Source organism: Stutzerimonas kirkiae (assembly GCF_004327335.1).
Taxonomy (GTDB): Bacteria; Pseudomonadota; Gammaproteobacteria; order Pseudomonadales; family Pseudomonadaceae; genus Stutzerimonas; species Stutzerimonas kirkiae.
Genome location: NZ_QJUO01000001.1, coordinates 134,516 through 151,244 on the forward strand (window position 1 = coordinate 134,516; position 16,729 = coordinate 151,244).

At 63.8% G+C, this 16,729-nt stretch carries 15 protein-coding genes, 1 other RNA gene and 2 pseudogenes; 6 read left to right on the forward strand and 12 right to left on the reverse strand.

Features of this window, described 5'->3' with window-relative positions; translation table 11 throughout:
* The 3 genes and pseudogenes from DNJ95_RS00545 to DNJ95_RS00560 all read right to left on the reverse strand — a co-directional run bounded on the left by DNJ95_RS00545 (position 1) and on the right by DNJ95_RS00560 (position 2,432).
* A complete protein-coding gene (locus tag DNJ95_RS00545) occupies positions 1 to 630 on the reverse strand; it encodes a thiol:disulfide interchange protein DsbA/DsbL (RefSeq protein WP_131182776.1) in 630 nt (209 codons plus the stop codon).
* Positions 631 to 952: 322 nt separating this feature from the next.
* Positions 953 to 1,309, reverse strand: a pseudogene (locus DNJ95_RS00550) (group II intron maturase-specific domain-containing protein); the annotation flags it as partial.
* 490 nt (positions 1,310 to 1,799) lie between these two features.
* Entirely contained in the window at positions 1,800 to 2,432 is a 633-nt protein-coding gene (locus DNJ95_RS00560; RefSeq protein ID WP_131182777.1) for a c-type cytochrome, read from the reverse strand.
* A 255-nt stretch (positions 2,433 to 2,687) separates the two neighbouring features.
* Between DNJ95_RS00560 and yihA the strand changes: the two genes are divergently transcribed.
* Complete coding sequence (yihA, locus tag DNJ95_RS00565) at positions 2,688 to 3,332, forward strand: ribosome biogenesis GTP-binding protein YihA/YsxC (RefSeq protein WP_131182778.1); 645 nt, start codon at positions 2,688 to 2,690, stop codon at positions 3,330 to 3,332.
* A 52-nt stretch (positions 3,333 to 3,384) separates the two neighbouring features.
* Here the strand turns inward: yihA and DNJ95_RS00570 are convergent, their stop codons facing one another.
* Positions 3,385 to 4,305, reverse strand: coding sequence for a response regulator (locus DNJ95_RS00570; protein ID WP_131182779.1), 921 nt, complete (start codon positions 4,303 to 4,305; stop codon positions 3,385 to 3,387).
* Between the two features lie 194 nt (positions 4,306 to 4,499).
* Here DNJ95_RS00570 and DNJ95_RS00575 point away from each other — a divergent pair, with 194 nt between their 5' ends.
* The gene (locus tag DNJ95_RS00575; protein WP_131182780.1) at positions 4,500 to 5,288 is read left to right on the forward strand and encodes a universal stress protein; all 789 of its coding nucleotides are present in this window, start codon (positions 4,500 to 4,502) and stop codon (positions 5,286 to 5,288) included.
* 551 nt (positions 5,289 to 5,839) lie between these two features.
* Here the strand turns inward: DNJ95_RS00575 and DNJ95_RS00580 are convergent.
* The 8 genes and pseudogenes from DNJ95_RS00580 to DNJ95_RS00615 all read right to left on the reverse strand — a co-directional run bounded on the left by DNJ95_RS00580 (position 5,840) and on the right by DNJ95_RS00615 (position 14,922).
* Positions 5,840 to 6,178, reverse strand: a complete 339-nt coding sequence (locus DNJ95_RS00580; RefSeq protein ID WP_131182781.1) for a YegP family protein — start codon at positions 6,176 to 6,178, stop codon at positions 5,840 to 5,842.
* Between the two features lie 123 nt (positions 6,179 to 6,301).
* On the reverse strand, positions 6,302 to 8,590 hold the full coding sequence (locus tag DNJ95_RS00585) for a TonB-dependent siderophore receptor (protein ID WP_242671866.1): 2,289 nt from the start codon (positions 8,588 to 8,590) through the stop codon (positions 6,302 to 6,304).
* 356 nt (positions 8,591 to 8,946) lie between these two features.
* A complete protein-coding gene (locus tag DNJ95_RS00590) occupies positions 8,947 to 9,903 on the reverse strand; it encodes a FecR domain-containing protein (RefSeq protein WP_131182783.1) in 957 nt (318 codons plus the stop codon).
* Positions 9,904 to 10,403: pseudogene (locus DNJ95_RS00595) on the reverse strand (sigma-70 family RNA polymerase sigma factor).
* A 191-nt stretch (positions 10,404 to 10,594) separates the two neighbouring features.
* Positions 10,595 to 11,815, reverse strand: a complete 1,221-nt coding sequence (locus DNJ95_RS00600; protein ID WP_131182784.1) for a 2-octaprenyl-3-methyl-6-methoxy-1,4-benzoquinol hydroxylase — start codon at positions 11,813 to 11,815, stop codon at positions 10,595 to 10,597.
* Positions 11,800 to 13,026, reverse strand: coding sequence for a 2-octaprenyl-6-methoxyphenyl hydroxylase (gene ubiH, locus DNJ95_RS00605; protein WP_131182785.1), 1,227 nt, complete (start codon positions 13,024 to 13,026; stop codon positions 11,800 to 11,802). The genes DNJ95_RS00600 and ubiH overlap by 16 nt, the downstream gene beginning before the upstream one ends.
* Positions 13,026 to 14,351 carry a Xaa-Pro aminopeptidase gene (gene pepP / locus DNJ95_RS00610; protein ID WP_131182786.1) on the reverse strand — a complete coding sequence of 442 codons (1,326 nt, stop codon included), beginning with the start codon at positions 14,349 to 14,351 and terminating at the stop codon, positions 13,026 to 13,028. Before pepP ends, ubiH begins: the two co-directional genes overlap by 1 nt.
* 13 nt (positions 14,352 to 14,364) lie before the next feature.
* Positions 14,365 to 14,922, reverse strand: a complete 558-nt coding sequence (locus DNJ95_RS00615; RefSeq protein ID WP_131182787.1) for a YecA/YgfB family protein — start codon at positions 14,920 to 14,922, stop codon at positions 14,365 to 14,367.
* A gap of 286 nt (positions 14,923 to 15,208) precedes the next feature.
* Here DNJ95_RS00615 and DNJ95_RS00620 point away from each other — a divergent pair, with 286 nt between their 5' ends.
* The 4 genes from DNJ95_RS00620 (at position 15,209) to DNJ95_RS00635 (ending at position 16,543) form a co-directional block, all read left to right on the forward strand.
* On the forward strand, positions 15,209 to 15,418 hold the full coding sequence (locus DNJ95_RS00620; RefSeq protein WP_131182788.1) for a TIGR02449 family protein: 210 nt from the start codon (positions 15,209 to 15,211) through the stop codon (positions 15,416 to 15,418).
* Positions 15,415 to 15,726 carry a cell division protein ZapA gene (locus tag DNJ95_RS00625; protein ID WP_131182789.1) on the forward strand — a complete coding sequence of 104 codons (312 nt, stop codon included), beginning with the start codon at positions 15,415 to 15,417 and terminating at the stop codon, positions 15,724 to 15,726. The genes DNJ95_RS00620 and DNJ95_RS00625 overlap by 4 nt, the downstream gene beginning before the upstream one ends.
* A 26-nt stretch (positions 15,727 to 15,752) precedes the next feature.
* A non-coding RNA gene (ssrS, locus tag DNJ95_RS00630) (6S RNA) lies at positions 15,753 to 15,931 on the forward strand.
* 6 nt (positions 15,932 to 15,937) lie between these two features.
* Complete coding sequence (locus tag DNJ95_RS00635; RefSeq protein WP_131182790.1) at positions 15,938 to 16,543, forward strand: 5-formyltetrahydrofolate cyclo-ligase; 606 nt, start codon at positions 15,938 to 15,940, stop codon at positions 16,541 to 16,543.
* Positions 16,544 to 16,729: the final 186 nt, after the last annotated feature.

A 16,729-nucleotide genomic window follows, 5' to 3' on the forward strand; every position in this document is an offset into this window, starting at 1 on the left:
TTACCGGCTGGCGCGCTCTTTCTCGATCAGGAAGTCGGCGACCTCGAGCGTACGCTCGGCACCACCGGACGAACCCAGATCGAAACGATACTTGCCATTGACCACCAGTACCGGAACGCCGGTGATCTGGTAGGCCATACCCAGCTTCTTGGCCTGCTCGACACGGCTCTTCACGCCAAAGGAGTTATAGGTCTTCAGGAAGGCTGCCTTGTCGACACCATGCCCGGCCAGGAAGTCGGCCATGTCATCGGGTGTCGCCAGCTTCTTGCCTTCATTGTGCAGAGCGGAAAACACCGCATTGTGCACGGAGTGCTCGACACCCAGCGTTTCCAGGGCGATGAACATCTGCCCGTGCAGATTCCATATGCCACCGAACATGGCCGGGATACGCTTGAAGTCGACATCCTCGGGAAGTTTCTCGACCCAGGGATTGATCACCGGCTCGAACTGATAGCAATGCGGGCAGCCATACCAGAACAATTCGACGACTTCGATCTTGCCCGGCTCGGCGACGGCGACCGGACTGCTCAGCTCGACGTACTCCTTGCCGGCCTGAAAGTCCGCCGCATGCGCGGACAATCCGAAAAGGCCGGCACTGGCCAGGAAGGCACCGAGAATGAATTTTCGCATGTATGACTCCATTGGCTTTTCAAAGCGCTCTAGATTGGCTGACAGGCTGAATGAAAACACCCCGCCTGACTACTTCTTTTTGAGACGCGGTTACCAGATTTCAATTGTGTCGAGCATAAAAGGGCCATGGCCCGATTCTATATTGCCCGAGTCCTGGCCTGGCCCAACCCTGGAGGAGCGGACCTGGCCACCAAGCCCTCGCGGCGACCCGATCCACACCACGGCAACCGGCCAATCGGCATAGGGGGCAGTCCTCATGGACTGCGCCCCTGCCACACCACCCGGCATGTGGGTCCGCACCGGGCGGTTCGAGAGATTGAGATCATGAGAGCCGGGGCAGTCCCAAGCGGTCGAACCAGGCCAGGTTCAGCACGCTGTTGAGCTGCTTGCCGCTGTTGCGCCACCAGCATCCGCTGTTGGCCGCCACCCGGCGCGCCACGGCTACGCCTGCTCCCTGTGCACGCAATTCCCGGAATTGGGTCTTGCCTCGCTTCCATTGCTTGAGCTGGATTGCCCGCAGCCGATGCCGCAGCCATTCGTCCAGCGCCCGCCAGACCCTCGGCGTCTGCGCCAGTCGGTAGTAGCCTTTCCAACCCAGCAGGTAGCTTCCCAGACGCTCGACCACCTGCCGCAGACTGCGACCTCCCGAACGGCGACTCAGTTGCCGGATACGACGTTGCAGTCACCCGCCCCACCTTCTGGTGGGCATCTGACTTCAGGTCATGTCGCATCGGGATGGCCTATGACACTCTCTCTCGTTCGGCCCTTCGTCAAAAAAAACTACTACGGCCTCTGCTGACTTCTCGCTCCGGTTCGACACCGTTACCCTTTCAGGATCGAGGCGAGATCTCCCCAGGTAAGAACGCACTCCTTCTCTGCACAACCGCCGGATTTACGCCACTTCCTCTTGATCACCAGAGCTTGGCGGTTGCATGCCCGCTCGCCCTGCTCGGCAGCGCCTTCTATCCGGTTCTTGTCCATCGGCTCGCAGATTACGCTCTACGCTTCCTCCCCACGCTCGGTCGCCTTCACGCAGTTGCGCTTCACTTCGTTCGCGGTGATCAGCTTACGGTGGGACTTGCACCCACAGGAGTGCGCCCATGCTGGGCGCACAAAAAAAAGGCGACCGGGAAATTCCCGGTCGCCTTTTATGACCACGAATCGAGCTATCAGTGCAGCCCCTGGATATAACTGGCCAGTGCCTCGATATCCTTGTTACTCAGCTTGGCCGCGATGCTGCGCATGATCTGCGCATCGCCATCGTTGGTGCGGTCGCCTTCGCGGAAGTCGGTCAGTTGCTTGGCCGTGTAGGCGGCATGCTGGCCACCCAGGTGCGGGTAGGCCGCCGCTTCGATACCGGCGCCATTCGGGGCGTGGCAACCGGTGCAGGCCGGCATGCCGAGTTCCAGCTTGCCGCCGCGGAAGAGGCGCTCGCCATGCTCGACCAGCGCCGGGTCGGCAAAACCGACGGCCGTTTTCTGGCTGGAGAAATAGGCAGCGATATCCAGCAGATCCTGATCGTTATACGAGTCCAGCATGGCGGTCATTTCCAGAATCTTGCGCCCGGTGCCGGGGGCGGCTGTCGGCGAGCTACCGGCCTTGATATCCTTGAGCTGTTTGAGCAGGTACTTCTCCCCCTGGCCAGCGAGCTTGGGGAAGTTCGGCAGGGGGCTGTTACCATCGGTGCCATGGCAGGCAACACACAGGGCGACCTTGCCTTGACCGGCCTGTGCATCTCCAGCCGCATGGGCCATACCGGTGATGCCAAGGGTCAACAGCAGACTCACGAGTACTTTGTTCATCAGCTCATCCAACTACGGCTAAAGGGTTTGTTAGAAATCTTTTTCGGCCACAGGCAGCACAGGGCCGCAGCAGCACTCGTTATAGGGCGTACCATCTCCGGCCAACACCACCGGGAAGCATCGCAGGTCGCTCGAAAACGCCGTCCTGCCTGCTTTCCAGACCAAAGCGCACACAAAATTTGCGGCATTATATACTGGCGCCCCTGAAACGGAAATGAACCATTGCCGCACCCCCGCACACTCACCGGAACGACCATGCTCCCGAAAAATCCGATACTCGGCCTGTGCCAACAGGCCTCATTCATGATCAGCGCAGCCAAGGTCGACCAGTGCCCGCCGGACGAGGGCATGGAGGTCGCCTTTGCCGGCCGTTCCAACGCAGGCAAGTCCAGCGCACTGAACACCCTGACCCACGCCAACCTGGCCCGCACCTCTAAAACACCAGGGCGCACCCAGTTGCTCAACTTCTTCGTGCTGGATGAACAGCGCCGCCTGGTCGACCTGCCGGGCTACGGCTACGCCAAGGTGCCCATCCCGCTCAAGCAGCATTGGCAACGTCACCTGGAAGCTTATCTGGGCAGTCGTGAAAGCCTGGTCGGCGTCTTCCTGATGATGGACATACGCCACCCGCTGACCGAGTTCGACCGCATGATGCTGGACTGGGCCAGCGCCAGTCAGATGCCCCTGCACATCCTGCTGACCAAGGCGGACAAGCTGGCCTTCGGTGCCGCCAAGAACGCGCTGCTGAACATCCGTCGCGATATCCACCGGCAATGGGGTACGGACATCGGCATCCAGCCGTTTTCCGCGCCCAAGCGCCAGGGCGTGGAGGAAGCCCAACAGGTGCTGGCTGAATGGCTGGGACTGCTGGAAGAGGCCGGGCAAACGGAGCAAGACTGAGCCCGCTCACCGGCCCGGATCGTTCAATCCGGCCCCCGGCGGCGGCGGACCATCACGCGCCGGGCGTGAAGTGTTTCTGTGCCGTGCCGCGGGCAATCAGGCGCGAAAGGTAGTCGAGCTTCTGTGGATCACGATCGACAAAACGAAACGTCAACTGCAGCCAGTCGCTGTCGGGCCTGGGCTCCAGCGCGGCCACCGCGTGCAGATAACCATTGAGGCGGGCGACCTCGCCGCCCTCGCCCTGCTCCAGATCGAGTACCGCGCTTTCCAGAACCTGTGGCAGCGATTCGCTGCGACGTACCACCAGCGCCGCCTCCTTCAGGCTCAGCCCCTTGATCACGCACGCCATGGTGCCTATCGAGAGACGCAGTTGCCCCTGCCCTCGCCCGGAGGCCGCGCCAGGCTTCGCCGCACTGACAACTGGCTTGGCGGCAGCGGTGGCCGGTGACGGCAAGCCCAGCGAGGGCGCCGCGGGTGCGGGTGCGGCGACCTTGACGTCCGAACGGCCCGAGGTCAATGCCGCCAGGGAATCATTGCCCGTACCGGTAATGACACTCCTTGTCGGCGCGCTGGCAACCAGTGCCTCGAGCTTGCCCGCACGGCTCAACGCCTTGCGCACCTTGTTGGTCAACTGCTCGTTGGTGAACGGCTTGCCGATGAAGTCGGAAACGCCCGACTGGATGGCCTGCACCACGTTTTCCTTGTCGCCACGGCTGGTCACCATGATGAAGGGTATGGTCTTCAGCGTCTCATGCGCGCGGCACCAGGTCAGCAACTCCAGGCCGGACATCTCCGGCATTTCCCAGTCGCAGAGAATCAGGTCGAATCGCTCGCGCGTCAGCAACTGCTGCGCCTTGCGCCCATCCACCGCGTCCTCGAGACGAATACCCGGGAACTGGCTGCGCAAACCCTTCTTCACCAGATCACGGATGAAAGGGGCATCGTCCACCACCAGCACACTGACCTTGCTCATCAAACACTCCTGCTCCAATAGCGTCAGCATATCGGCATGGGTACGCCGAAATAAAGCGTTATGGCAAAATGCCGCCGCGCAATCCCCACAGCCAGCCTTCCAATCTCCCGTATGCGGTCGGCCCCCGGTACAGGGGACAAGCACAGCCGCCAGCGGGCATACTCCTGGCTCGACAACAGCCCCACGAGGCCATCATGGTCCAGCATATCCTCGTAGCCCATGACCTGAGTCAGGAAGCCGATATCGCCTTGCGCCGGGGCGCGCAATTGGCGCACCAGATGTCGGCACACCTGAGTCTCGTGCATGTACTGGCCCAGGCGCAGGATGAGACGCAGGCCCGCGCCGCCCTGCAGAAGCGCTTGCAGGCAAATGCCCTGGGCGATTTGCCCTGCTGGATCAGGCAAGGCAGCGCCGTGGAAGAAGTGCTGACCCAGGCCCGGGGGCTGGAGGCAGCACTGCTGGTACTCGGGCAGCATCATCGCCAGTCACCCCGGGGCTTCGCCGGAACCACGCTGGAGCGCATCCTGCTCGGCAGCGATACCCCCCTGCTATTGGTGATACGCAACAATGCCCAGCCTTATACACGGGCGCTGGCAGCCCTGGATTTTTCCGGCAGCGCCGACCGGGCGCTGCATATGGCCCGGCGACTGCTGCCCGACGGGGCGGAACTGCATGCCCTGCATATCCATGAAACGACCGAACTGCATGCGACGAGCGATGATGAGCTGGCGCTGCAACGCAGCCTGTTCGAACAACTGCTCGAAGATAATCGCCAGCATTGGCCTGTGCGCACGGTGCAGATGAACCACAGCCTGGTTGCCGGCGAGCGGGGCAGACGCCTGGAGGAAGCCGTTGCGCAGCGACAGCCACAACTGCTGGCCATGGGTGCCAGCCGCCGGGCGCAGATGAGCAGCGCCCTGCTCGGCAGCCTGACCCGCGAGGTCCTGCAGCAGCCACCCTGCGATATCCTGGTGGCGCCCTGAGGGGACCGGGCTCACGTCAACCAACGCAGGGTACGCCAGGGCAGCGGCCACTCGATCCGTAATGCGACTCTCGTGTTGCGTCAACGATCACGTGTCGCAGCGGATAATGGTGCACCCTACGCCTGAGCACAGGCCGACGTTGATGCTTGGCAAACTCCCAGGGTCTGTTGACGTTTCGTCGCGCCCGCGCCGGAGCCAGTTTTTACACGAGGCAAGGCGCGAGATGCGAAGTTTGTTCAGCGCGTCCATGCGCTTCACCCCTTCGGGGCTTACGCCCAAAAACGCTCCTGGCGTTTTTGTAGTGGGCTAAATGAGTCATCGAGTAACGCAGCCTCGTGTAAAAACTGGCCCGGCCCTCCGGGTTGTGAGAGAAATTCCTCCCGCTGTCGTTGCAGGACTTGGCAAGGGAATGAGCATTGCCTGCGTCCTGCGCAATCTCCAGGAATGGAGTGAATGCCGCAAGCCCGTCGGGAACGGGCGCGGCCTGGCCGGGAGGAATTTCTCGCAACAACGCGGCTCGCGACGAAACGTCAACAGACCCTAGCGCTGCATCACAAACCGCTATCGTCCTGCAGGCTGGCCTCCGGCGCATTATTCTTCACCGACTCGACCCCCGCATTGCGGCTGGCGGCGCTGGTGTATAGCTGGCTCTGCCCGACGACCTGGCCATTGGTCGCTTTCAAGACGAAATAGTACTTGTCGTTGCTCGACTCCTTGAGTTCGAAAGCGCCCTCGCGCACGGCATTGCGCCGCACCGAGTCGATACCGTTGAGCGCGGAGGCGTGCGCCTTGTACTGCTCGCTGGTGAGGATCACCTGCCCATTGCCGGCCAATAGATTGAAGTGGAACTGCCCGTTCTGGGCTTTCTTCAGATGGAATTTTCCGGACATCGCATTTCTCCTGAGTGAACATGGCCACTCAAGACTAGCCGCAATCAGGAATGCCGTCAGCAGGATGGAGACAGACGTAGCGCAACGGCACGGACAGGCTTTGCCCATCCGTGCCAGGCTGATTCAGAAGCTGTATTTCAGATTCGCCATGATGTTGCGGGTCGGCGCGTAGATACCCGTGTGGAAGGTGGTATCCAGCCCCTGGAGGTATTCCTTGTCGAACAGGTTGTTGAGGTTGAAGGTCGCGGACAATTGCTCGTTGATGTCATAGCGCGCCATCAGGTTGGCCACGGCATAAGCCTTCTGCTCGCCCCTTAGCACGATACCCGGCAGTTGCCACGTGGTGGCGGTGTAGTGGATACCACTCTGCCAATTGACGCCGCCCCCCAGTGTCAGGCGGTTCCAGCCACCAGGCAGTCGATAGCTGGTCCACAGCTTGACCATCTGTCGTGGAAAAGTCGGGCGGATACGCTTGCCGTCGGCATCCTCGGTGGAGCTGTAGTTGTAGCTTGCCCCGATCTGCCAGCCAGCCTGCAGCTCACCACTGAGCTCGACATCCACCCCGCGGGTCTTCGCGCCGTTCACCGCACGATAGGCCGCCTGCACCGGGGAGGTGCCAGGTACGGTCTGCCCGGCGTCGGCTTCGGCCAGGTTGTCCTGGTTGATCTGGTACAACGCGACGGCGCTGTTCAGGCGGCCACCGAAAAATTCGCTTTTCAGGCCCGCTTCGTAGTTGTCGCCTTCCCGGGGATCGAGTACCGCCCCCGTGCGATCGCGCTGGCTCTGGGGCTTGAAGATGCTGGTGTAGCTGAAATACATCGAGTGGACATCGTCGATATCGTAGACGACACCGGCATAGGGCGTGACGACCCCACTCTCTTTCATCTCGGTGATGCGGTTGTTCGCCGCCAACACCGGGCTGGTATAGATCTGGGACAGCCGGTACTGATAGCCGCTCGCCCGCACACCGAGAATGATCGCCAGGTCGTCCCTGGGCTTGAGGCGCAACGCAGCGTAGGTACCGTGCTGTTTCTGCCAGCCATCGTAGTCCATCAGTTTCTCGCCGGTGATGGTCGGGCCGGCGGTATTGTTGTCCCACTGGTATATATCGATGTAACGCCCCTCGATACCGGCACCGCGCATCGGCTCGTGGAAATTCTCGAACTCGGACCAGTTGAAGCCCAGCACCAGCTCATGCCGGCGCCCCCAGAGCTCGAACGGCCCCTGGGTATTTACATCGAAACCATTCTGACGCTGGGTGGCTTCGCCAAGTCCACCATAGAGCCGTACGCCGCTGCCAGTGACCTGGTCTGGAAAGCCCCAACTGGCATGAGCGCCGGAAAACTCCCGAGTGCCGTACAGATGGTTGGCCGACAGCTTCAACGACCAGTCTCGGGCCAGCTTCCGCTCCAGGCTCGCAAAAGCGTTGTAGGCCTCGATCTCGTTACGGTTCCAGCGCGCTGCCGCATTGTCTGAAGGGTCGAAGCGGGTCTGTGCGCCGGTATCGTGGAACAGCGGCAGCCCGCTCGTCGACTGGCCTCGAGGATCGCTCGTCTGATAATCCAGCCCGAACGTCAGCAGGGTCGTCTCCGCCAGGTCGGCCTCCAGCACACCATAGAGCACACTCTTGCGCTGCTCGTAGTGGTCGATATGCGTACCGCCCTGCTCATGCGCGCCAACGAAACGACCTCGCAGCCCCGTCGCAGCACCAAGCGGTCCGGAAACATCCACTTCGCTGCGGTAGCGATCCCTGCTCCCCAGGCTGAAACCGACATAGCCCTGGAATGCCTGCGTGGGCTTCTTGCGCACCAGGTTAATGGTACCGGAAGGGTCGCCAGCGCCAGTGAGCAGGCCTGCTGCACCCCGCAGTACCTCTACACGATCATAGATGACCAGGTCGGCCTGAGTCTGAGGGATGTTCTGCGACACAAGGTCCAGAGCGGTGAGGACACCATCGAGCTGGATGGTGTCGATGCTGTAGCCGCGTGAAGAGATGCCGTAGCGGCTGGTGCCGATGTTCTGCACCGAGATGCCAGGCGTGCGGTCAAGCAGGGTTTCGATACTGGTCAGTTGTTCATCGTCCATGCGCTGGCGGGTCACCACGCTGATCGACTGCGGCGTCTCACGGATGGACAGGTTCAGCCGCGTCGCACTGTTGCTCGATCCGCTGGTATAGGATCCGGCCCCCTCCGTCCTCGCGCCCAGCGCATTGCCGGTGATACTGGTTGCCCCCAGCTCCAGGGCATCGCCCGGGGCAACCGACACCAGCACATAGCCACCATTGCCCTGCCGCTGCGCGTACAGGCCGCTGCCGACGAGCAGGCGGGCCAGGCCTTCGTCGACACTGTAGCGCCCCCGCAGGCCCGGCGAGGCCAGGCCCGCGGTCTGCCCGGCGGCGAACGACAGGGTCACGCCGGCCGAACTGGCTCTGCGCCTGAGCGGCGGCAGGCAACGCCAGCAGCGCCGGGGCAGATGCCAGAACCAGCCCGAACAGCCCCAGGCGCATGACGCGCCGCAGCGGATTGCCGGAAGGTCGGGTGGTGGGTCGGGTCATCGGGGTTTCCTTTCGTTGGCAGGGTTGGACAGGCAGCGCTGAAGACGCTTATCTGCCAGGCCGAACGAGAATGGAAATCGGCAACCCCTGTTCGAAAAACAACTGCGCACGGGTCGGAAAGCTATTTATCAACTGTAGGATGTGTTGAGGAGCATCGAGAGGATACCTATCAACGACGCTAATGATGGGTATCGCGGCGCTCGACCCTACAGATTTATCCGACCGTGGACGCAGGCTCGACCCTGGCCCAGTAGCGCGTCAGGAAGCGCACCCTCACCGGTAGCGAGAGCGCGAGGTTCTCCAGCACGGTATCGGTCCTGTCGATCGCGAAGGCCCCGGACAGACGCAGGCCGGCCACGCTCGGATCGCAGCCCAGGTAGCCGGGACGGTAGCGCGACAGTTCACGGATAAAGTCGTCCAGCCGCCACTCGACCACGCTGAGCATGCCGCGCGTCCAGGCCTCGCCACCTTCCACCAAGGACCGCGGTGAGCCGATCAGCACGTCGCTGAAATCCACGGATTGCCCGGCCTCCAGCCGCAGGGGCGGCCCGGGGTGTCGCAAGGGCTGGACCGAAACGGCGCTCTGGAGAACGCCAACACGGGTCTGACCGCCCTCGCAACGCACACCGAAACAGGTCCCATGCGCCCGGATACGTCCCTGGGGCGTGTCCACGATGAACGGTCGCTGCCCGACATCGCTGGCGGTCGTGACGAGGATTTCCCCCTGAAGCAGGCGCAGGCACCGCCACTGGCTGTCGAAATGGATATCCACGGCACTGGCGGTGTTGATATCGAGCTGGCTGCCGTCCTCCAGGCGCAACCGGCGGCGCTGCCCGGTACCGGTACGCTGCTCGGCCAGCCAGCTCTCGTAAGGAGCCAGCTCGCGAAAACTCAAGGCGCCCGCCGTTCCCGTCAGCAGCAACGCGAAGAACTTGAGCACCGCACGACGGCGCGCCTGCACACCCGCCAGGGTCGGCAGCGCGACCTCGCCCGGCAGGCTGCCGAATTGCCGCTGCAGCTTCTCCACTCGCGCCCAGGCCCTGGCGTGGGCGGGATCGCGCTGCAACCATTCCTGCCAGGCGCTGCGCTCCGCGTCGTCCACCGCCCCGGCATTGAACTGCACGAACCAGGTAGCGGCGGCTTCGAGGGTCTTGCGCTCGAGGTCTGCCATTCAGTCCTCGGTCAGCATCAGGCAGTGGGTCATGGCGCGGATCATGTGTTTCTTCACCGTGGTCACGGACACCCCGACCCTCTCACCCACTTCGGCATAGCCCAACCCTTCCAGTTGCACGGCCAGGAAGATATCCCGGGTACGCCGCCCCAGCGCATCGAGCATGAGGCCGATGGCGGTCAGCGTCTGCAGGATCTGCAAGCGCTGCTCGGGGGAAATGTCCAGCGGCTCGCCGCGCTCGGCCAGTACGCCCAGGTAGGCCCGCTCTATGTCCTGGCGGCGGAACTTGTCGATGGTCAGTGCCCGTGCAATGGCGCTCAGGTAGGTGCGCGGCTCGCGGATGCTGGCGGCATTGCGAGCGCGCAACACACGCAGGAAAGTGTCCTGCGCCAGGTCGGAGGCATCCGCCGAGTTGCCCAGGGGTTGCGCAGCCAGCCCTGCAACCAGGGGTGGTGCTCCCGGTAGAGCGCTTGCAGGGCCTGCGAATCGGTATGAGGCATGGGGAGGAACATCATGAATGACAATTAGTTGCATTGTCGGATAAAGCCGGACGCCCGGCAAGCTTGAGGCTTGAGGCTTGAGGCTTGAGGCTTGAGGCTTGAGGCTTGAGGCTTGAGGCTTCGTCAGAGTGAAAGGCGGGATAAAACCCCAGTCAACCCTTTACCGCCATGGGTTGCCCGTACCTTGCCGCTCAGGGTTGCGCCAGGATCGGCAGGTCTCCGCTCAGCCCCAGTGCCTGGCGCACGAACAGGGCCTTGGCCTGGTCGAGGCGATCCACCTCCTTCAGGCCGGTGTTACGCAACCAGCGCAACGGCAGGGGATCGGCCTGGAACAGCCGCTCGAAGCCTTCCATGGCCGCCATCATCGCCAGGTTGTGCGGCATGCGCCGCCGCTCGTAGCGGCTCAGCACCCGCTCGCTGGCCAGCGGCTCGCCGCGTGCTTGCGCCGCCTGCAGCACCTCGGCCAGCACTGCGGCATCCAGCAGCCCGAGGTTGACGCCCTGCCCCGCCAGTGGGTGGATGCTGTGCGCGGCATCGCCGACCAGCGCCAGCCCCGGCTGCACGTAGCGCACGGCATGCCGCTGGCGCAGGGGAATGCACAGGCGCGGGTCGCTCTCCAGCACCTCGCCGAGGCGCCACTCGAAAGCCTGTCCGAGCTCGGCCCGGAAGGCCGTATCGCCGAGCGCCATCAGATGCCTGGCCCGCGCCTCGGTGACCGACCAGACGATGGAGCACCAGTGCCGGTCATCGCCACGCAGCAAAGGCAGAAAGGCCAGCGGGCCATCGTCGGTAAACCGCTGCCAGGCCGTGGCCTGGTGTTCGTCACGACAACGCACGCTGGTGACGATGGCATGGTGCAGGTAGTCCCACTCGCGGGTGGCGAAGCCGGCCAGGCGCCGCAGCACCGAGTTGGCGCCGTCGGCGGCGATGACCAGCGGCGCCTCGACGCGGCGGCCATCGGCCAGGCCCAGGTGCCAGCACTCGCCGTCACGCTGCAGGCGCTCGACACGGGCGCCGCTCAGCAGCTCGATGTCATCGCGCTTTTGCGCAGCCTCGAGCAGCCCATCCTGCACCAGGGTATTCTCGACGATATGCCCCAGCACCTCGGCATGCACCGATGCGGCGGAGAAATGTACGGAACCGGTGCCGGAACCGTCCCAGACGCGCATATCGCCATAAGGGCTGACACGCCGCGCGGCAATCGACTCCCAGGCCCCCAGCCGCTCGAGGATGCGCTGGCTGGCCGCCGACAATGCGCTGACCCGCGGCTCGAACGGGGCCTGCGCATCGAGTCCGCTCGGTTGCAGCGGGCCACCGTCGAGCAGCAGAATCCGCAACCCGCTCTCTTCCAGCGCCAGGGCCAGGGTGGTGCCGACCATACCGGCACCGACGATGATCAGCTCCGCTCGCATTGCCCATCCCCCCCCTGCCGCGCCTGTAGCCACGCCTGGCGCACGCCAAGCCCCATCGCCTGCCGGGCCAACCAATGCTTGGCCGGCGGCAGCAGGTCGAGAGCGGACAGCGCCATACTGCGGGCAATACCCAGCCCCCGGGCAGAATCGCCGAACAACCGGGTCAGGTGGTCGGAAGCGCCCACCGTCAACCACTGGTCCCGGGCCTGGCGTCGCTGGAAGTCCTGCAAGGCCGCCAGCTCGCCGGGGACGGCCGGGCTGTGCAGCAACGTCTCGGCCAGGGCCCAGGCATCCCGCAACGACAGGTTGTAGCCTTGCCCGGCGATCGGGTGCAGGCTGTGCGCGGCATTGCCCAGGACCACCAGACCACTGCGCACCTGCTCTTCCGCTTCGATCAGCTCCAGCGGGTACAGATGCCGGCTGCCGACCTGGCGAAAACCGCCGAGCCGGTAGCCGAACGCCTGCTGCAACTCATCGAGGAACGCCGCCGCCGGCAGCCCCGCCAGGCGCTCTGCCTGCTCCGGCGGTCGCGACCAGACCAGCGCACAACGGTTGTCCTGCAACGGCAGCAGCGCCAGCGGCCCCTCATCGGTGAAACGCTCGAAGGCCATGCCCGCATGGGACTTGCCGGGGGTCACATTGGCGATCAGTGCACTTTGCCCGTATGGGCTGCGCCGCACACCGATCCCCAGTTGCTCGCGCAGATCGGAACGACCACCATCGGCCAGCACGGCCAGCGCGCATTCGAGTTCCCCCTGCTGCCGCAGAACGAGCCGGTAGCCGCCACCTTCGACCGGTGCCAGCGTCTGCACCTGCTCCGGGCAATGCAACTGCACGCAACGGCTATCCAGCGCCTGCCAGAGGCAGTGGCCGAGCCAGGCATTCTCCACCACATAGCCGAGCGCCGGCACCCGCTCCTGGCCCGCATGCAGGCGCGTCACACCGAGACGCCCGCGCTCGGAAACATGGATATGGCGGATCGGCTCCGCCCGCTCGGCAATCACCGGCCAGACGCCGAGGCGCTCATAGATCAGCCGCGAGCCATGGGACAGCGCCGTGGAGCGGGCGTCGTAGCTTGGCTGGTAGCTTGCGCCTGGCGCGAACGGTTCGATCAGATGGAGGGTCCAGCCCCGCTGCCGCGCACCAGCCTGCAGGGCCAGTGCCAGACTGGCACCGGCCATCCCGCCACCGATGATCGCCAGGCGCGACATCAGTCGCGGCGCTCCGCCATCAGGGCCTCGATCTGCTCGGCCCGCTTGGGCACATCCGCGGTCAGCACTTCGCAGCCCTGGCGGGTCACCGCCACGTCATCCTCGATGCGAATACCGATGCCCCGCCACTTCTTCGCCACGTCGGTGTTGTTCGGCGCGATATAGATGCCCGGCTCGATGGTCAGCACCATGCCCGGCTCCAGCACCCGCCACTCGCCGGCGATCTTGTAGTCACCGACATCATGCACATCCAGCCCCAGCCAGTGCCCGGCGCGGTGCATGTAGAAGGGCTTGTAGGCCTCGCTGGCGATCAGTTCGTCCACTTCGCCCTTGAGCAGGCCGAGCTCCACCAGCCCTTCGGTGATGACCCGGACGCTAGCCTCATGGGCCTCGTTCCAGTGCCGACCCGGTGCGACCTGGCGGATCGCCTCTTCGTTGGCCTTGAGCACCACTTCATAGATGGCCTTCTGTTCCGGGGAGAAACGCCCACCGACCGGGAACGTACGAGTGATATCGCTGGCATAGCAGTCCAGCTCGCAACCGGCATCGATCAGTACCAGGTCGCCATCCTTCAGCGGTGCATCGTTCTCGGTGTAATGCAGGATGCAGGCATTGCGCCCGGAACCGACGATGGAGCTGTATGCGGCCAGGCGCGCACCGCTCCTGCGGAACTCGTAGTCCAGCTCGGCCTCCAGGTGGTACTCGAACAAACCCGGGCGGCTGGCCTGCATCGCCCGGATATGGGCGCGGGCAGAAATCTCCGCGGCGGCGCGCATCACCTTCACTTCGTTAGCCGACTTGTACAGGCGCATATCGTGCAGCAGGTGGTCGAGGGCGACGAACTCGCTCGGCGGCTGGGCGCCCTGGCGCGCCTTGGAACGGATTACATTGATCCAGTCCATCAATTGCAGATCGAACTCCTGGTTGCTGCCGATGGCGTAGTAGACGCGCGAGCGCCCCTCGATCAACCCCGGCAGAATGTCGTTGATGTCATCGATGGGAAAGGCATCATCCGCCCCGTAGCGCTCGATGGCGCCTTCCTGCCCGGCGCGCAGACCGTCCCAGAGCTCGCGCTGGGGATCGCGCTCACGGCAGAACAGCACATATTCGCCATGTTCGCGACCCGGGATCAGGGCGATCACCGCCTCCGGCTCGGGGAAGCCCGACAGGTACTGGAAGTCGCTGTCCTGGCGGTACGCATGCTCGACATCACGGTTGCGGATATAGGTCGGCGCCGCCGGCAGGATGGCGATGCTGTTGGGCTCCATCTGCTCCATCAGCGCCTTGCGCCGGCGAGCGAATTCGGACTTCGGGATGCGGGTCATCACGGAACGCCTCTCAATGCAGGGATGGCTTGGCGGCCGGCTGGGCAACCGCTCCGGCGCACTCACTGAACAGCAGAAGAGGCGCGACCCGCAGGTACTCAGCCACTTCCATGTAGTCGCTCTCGCCATCCTCGGACTCTTCCAGCCCGCCCTGGACCTGGGCGATGGCGGCCAGGTCCTGCAGGACCTCCATGGACTCGGCGCTCAAGGCGCGGTCACCGGCCGCCAGGCCAAAGCCGGCGAGGAAGCCCTGGCACCACTGCCCCAGCGCCAGCGCGCGTTCGGCCAGCGGCGCATCATCACTGGGCAACAGCAACACCACGGTGATATCGCTGCCAGTCAGTTCACCCTTGACCATTTCCTGCAGGCCAAGCAGTGCCTGGCGCACCTTTTCATCGCTGATTTCGCCCAGCAGATCGGTGGCATCCAGCAGCCAGTTCGCCGGCTCGAAACCGGCACCGGCACAACTGCGGCCTAGCAGCAGGCCATGCAGTTCAGCGGGGGAAGCGGGATGGGTGCATCCCGCCAGAAGCGTGGCGAAAGCGGCGTATGCGGAATTTTCAATTGACATGGCGGCTAGGCGCACGAGGGCGCAATGACTAGAATGAAGGGCCGGTATCCTAGCACTGGCATGCATGGCTAGACCATCGAAGCCAATGCCTACCCAGGGCGATCGCGCCATGCACGGCAGACAGCCGAAACAGCGCTGCAAGGCTCGAGGCTGGACGAAAGAACGTGGCAACCGGTGTTTTCCGTCCAGCTTTGCAGCCTCCAGCGCTTTTATCGAAGCTCCTTGCCGGAGCATGACGGCATAGCGCGATCGCCCTGAATGCCTCCCTCCGACAGGGTGAACCCCGATGGACGATGCAGAACTGCAACTGCTGACCCGCAAGCTCGAACAGCTCATTCAGCGCGTCGAACAGCTCAAGGCCGAGAATCATCGCCTGCATGCCAATGAGCAGGCATGGCGCGAAGAGCGCGCTCATCTGATAGAAAAGAACGAAACGGCCCGTTTGAAGGTCGAAGCGATGATCTCCCGCCTGAAATCCCTGGAGCAGGACACATGACACAGCCGAATACCGTTGACGTGCAAATCATGGACAAGCCGTACTGCATCGCCTGCCCACCCGAGGAGCGTGACAACCTGGAGAACGCCGCCCGCTACCTGGACCGCAAGATGCGCGAGATCCGCAGCAGCGGCAAAGTCATCGGCGCCGACCGGGTGGCGGTGATGGCCGCGCTCAACATCACCCACGAACTGCTGCACAAGCACCAGCGCGAGACAAGCAACGCCCGGGAACAGGTGCAGGACCTGCTCGAGCGTGTCGACAGCGCGCTGGCCGATGATTCGAATCCCACCGGTAACGCACCCTGATGGATGTATTGCGTTATACTGCGGGCAGCTCCCTGGCATGTACGCCAGCTTGCGATGACCCTCTCCCGATAAGCAACACAATGGAGGCTATGTGCAAGACCGGTGTGCATGTCCGCTCGACGGAAAGCCTTAAGGTCTGCTGTAGTCGCCACCTTGAACTCTCGGGTTCAAGGGCCTACGCGGGCAGCGGCATGCTGGGGAGTCTTTTTCCTTGATCGAGGCGGGCGATCTTTCCCGCAAGGCCCTGCGCCAGAAGCTGCGCAAGGCACGTCGCGCACTCGGCCGCAGCGAGCAGCGGCGTGCATCCGTCAGGCTCTACAAACAGCTTGCACAACACCCGACCTTTCGTCGCGCCCGCCATATCGCCCTCTACCTGCCCAACGACGGGGAAATCGACCCGACCCTCCTGCTTCTGGCCGCACAACGGCGCGGTAAATCCATCTACCTTCCCGTACTGCGGCGCTGGCCCTCCACCCGCATGGACTTCCAGCGCTTGCGCCGGAACGAAGGGCTGGTACTGAACCGCTTCCGCATCGCGCAGCCACGCTGCAAGCCGGCCAGCCGGCGCCCGATCTGGACACTGGACCTGCTACTGCTACCGCTGGTCGGTTTCGATGAACAAGGTGGTCGCCTGGGCATGGGCGGCGGCTTCTACGATCGCAGCCTGGCCTACCGTCGCGACCGCACGCAAGCTGGCAGGCCACGGCTGCTCGGCCTGGCGCACGAATGCCAGAAAGTGGACAGCCTGCCACTGGAGGCATGGGACATCCCCCTGCATGCCGCAGTGACCGATCGGCGCTGGTACGCCGTTATCTGATCGAAACCTGCGGGGATGGAGTGGTGCTTCCCGCTTCGGCGCCCCTGCGCTCCCAGAGGCCCTGGGAATAGCTGGTGGTCACCAGCCCCAGGCCAAGAATCAGCAATAGCACCCAAATGATATCCGGCTTGCGTTTCACAAATTTCCATCTCCTGTCGCCAGCACCGCCATGAGGCTCCCGCCATC

Coding starts and splice junctions, on each gene's coding strand:
- DNJ95_RS00545 (WP_131182776.1), bottom strand. CDS start 630: ATGCGAAAATTCATTCTCGGTGCCTTCCTGGCCAGTGCCGGCCTTTTC.
- DNJ95_RS00560 (WP_131182777.1), bottom strand. CDS start 2,432: ATGAACAAAGTACTCGTGAGTCTGCTGTTGACCCTTGGCATCACCGGT.
- yihA (WP_131182778.1), top strand. CDS start 2,688: ATGCTCCCGAAAAATCCGATACTCGGCCTGTGCCAACAGGCCTCATTC.
- DNJ95_RS00570 (WP_131182779.1), bottom strand. CDS start 4,305: ATGAGCAAGGTCAGTGTGCTGGTGGTGGACGATGCCCCTTTCATCCGT.
- DNJ95_RS00575 (WP_131182780.1), top strand. CDS start 4,500: ATGGTCCAGCATATCCTCGTAGCCCATGACCTGAGTCAGGAAGCCGAT.
- DNJ95_RS00580 (WP_131182781.1), bottom strand. CDS start 6,178: ATGTCCGGAAAATTCCATCTGAAGAAAGCCCAGAACGGGCAGTTCCAC.
- DNJ95_RS00590 (WP_131182783.1), bottom strand. CDS start 9,903: ATGGCAGACCTCGAGCGCAAGACCCTCGAAGCCGCCGCTACCTGGTTC.
- DNJ95_RS00600 (WP_131182784.1), bottom strand. CDS start 11,815: ATGCGAGCGGAGCTGATCATCGTCGGTGCCGGTATGGTCGGCACCACC.
- ubiH (WP_131182785.1), bottom strand. CDS start 13,026: ATGTCGCGCCTGGCGATCATCGGTGGCGGGATGGCCGGTGCCAGTCTG.
- pepP (WP_131182786.1), bottom strand. CDS start 14,351: ATGACCCGCATCCCGAAGTCCGAATTCGCTCGCCGGCGCAAGGCGCTG.
- DNJ95_RS00615 (WP_131182787.1), bottom strand. CDS start 14,922: ATGTCAATTGAAAATTCCGCATACGCCGCTTTCGCCACGCTTCTGGCG.
- DNJ95_RS00620 (WP_131182788.1), top strand. CDS start 15,209: ATGGACGATGCAGAACTGCAACTGCTGACCCGCAAGCTCGAACAGCTC.
- DNJ95_RS00625 (WP_131182789.1), top strand. CDS start 15,415: ATGACACAGCCGAATACCGTTGACGTGCAAATCATGGACAAGCCGTAC.